At 37.4% G+C, this 2,032-nt stretch carries 1 protein-coding gene; it reads right to left on the bottom strand.

The annotated features are described in order from the left end of the window. Positions 1–439 precede the first annotated feature (439 nt). On the bottom strand, positions 440–1,657 hold the full coding sequence (locus tag IQ19_RS27590; protein ID WP_144547026.1) for an NAD(P)/FAD-dependent oxidoreductase: 1,218 nt from the start codon (positions 1,655–1,657) through the stop codon (positions 440–442). Positions 1,658–2,032: the final 375 nt, after the last annotated feature.

Here is a 2,032-nt window from a genome sequence, read left to right as displayed (position 1 = left end):
CTTATATCTATTATAAAAATCCTGCCAACCTGGCAGTTGATCCCTGCACCGTCACCAGGAGGCCCACATAAAAATTAAGAGGCCACCAAGCGAAAGCGCGGTAGAAAAAATCTATAAAATTTGTGTCTACTTTATTGACCTAATACCATCCTTTAAGCTTTTAAGATATTTATAAGATAATAGAAGGTAATCATCCTACTACTCCATTGGCATTATTTGTGATCAATGCCAAACGAATGGTGAAGCTGATAAGAAAAATGCAGATAGCGTCCCAAGGTAGGCTATCTGCATTTTTTTCTTCTGTAGACAAACTTATTCCAATCTTAACCACTTAAACTCCAGAGAACCCTAGGTTCTTTAAAATTACGGCAATTTTGCAGGGCTCTCCTCATTGCAGATTTATTCGTGATAATTTAATTTAACTCTACTTAAGGTCGTTTTAAAAGTCTTCAAACGTATATATATAATTTGGTTGGGATTCTTTTAGTATTTCTTCCTTATCGTCCAAAGGAGGAGCGATGAATTTTGTGTTAACGTCTATTTTCACTTCCTTGGCGTCCTTCCCCTTCATCATTACTTTTCTATCCCATCCCTCTGTAAGCAATGCTCCCCATTCTCCCAGATCAAGACATGTAACATAGTAAGGGTGTCCGTAAGGTAATGAATCTTTTTCGAACAAGTCACTTACCACATTATAACCTACAAATTTCCCTTGAGGTGAGGCATGCTGGCATGACATCATCGCAACATTAGTTTCATCTGTCAATACTCTGATACAGTCTCCTGCAGCATACACATCCTCAGTACCTATTACACGTAAAAATTGATCAACAGGCAACCTGTCGAAATTATCACGTTCCACTGGGAAAAGAGAGGTTAGAGGACTTGCTTTCACTCCTGCTGTCCAAATTGTAGTTAACGCAGGAAGTTTTTCACCATTACTTAGTACGACACTATCTTCAGAAATGCTTTGTACTGCTACTTTTGTGTATGACTCGATACCCAAATCAGATAGAGCCCCTTTAATTACTTCACGAGCTTCTTCGTTGAAGTCCGGAGCAATGTCAGAATGATCAACTAATACAATACGGACAGTAGAAGGGTCATCCCCATTTTTTTCTGCAACATGTTTTAGCATGGAGACCATTTCTGCAGCGACTTCTAGACCAGTAAAACCGGCACCAACAACGATGGCCGTATAGCATCCTGCTAAAGATTTTTTTGATACCAAATTATCTAAGTGTTGATGAAGATTACTTGCCTCCTGGAAAGTATCAACAGAGAAAGCATGTTCTTCAAGACCAGGGATATTCGGCCTTTGCAAAATACTCCCTGCAGCCAGAACCAACTTGTCGTATGACAATGTTATAGTATCAGAAGAGCTTGAGACGGTCACTGTTTTGTTATCGAAATCAATACCTTCTACGTTGCCTTCAACATTTTTTCCCCCGATCGGTTTAAGGATTCTTTCAAATGGTATACGAACTTGAGACAAATCAGATTCATAATTTCTAGGACGCAAATTTAAGAAAGAATCTCTACTTACCACGGTAACTTCTACTTCATTCTCTTTTTCAAGTTCAATCGCCCTTCGAATTGCCCCTGCTGCACTCCAAAAACCTGCAAATCCCCCACCAATAATCATAATTTTTTTCATGATTCATTCTCCAATCGTGTTTAATATTTAAAAAAATAGCAGCAAAACAATGATAAGACAAATATCCATTGCAGCCTAAGTTATGATTTTGTTCTTGTCTTTCACTCTACTGTTTTAATCTCATTCTAATTGGGTCAGAACACAACGAATGTCGTGTGCTTTTTTTATGGGAAGATCAATGTTTTTGATTAATAAACCATTTAATGTTAATTTATATAAATTAAGAAATTGACACTTCTACTAACTATTTATTTTCATTATTAATAGTTGTACCTGGGATTACACAACCTTCGGGACCACAAGCTAATCCATCTTTTAAAAGGGCTTCTTGTGCCTTTTCTTTTTTTAATTGTTCCTGCTGCCATTCAATATCAA

This window comes from Cytobacillus oceanisediminis (assembly GCF_007830235.1).
GTDB classification, from domain to species: domain Bacteria; phylum Bacillota; class Bacilli; order Bacillales; family Cytobacillaceae; genus Cytobacillus; species Cytobacillus oceanisediminis.
The sequence above is the reverse complement of the archived record's forward strand: the minus strand, read 5'-3'. Positions and strand labels throughout refer to the sequence as shown.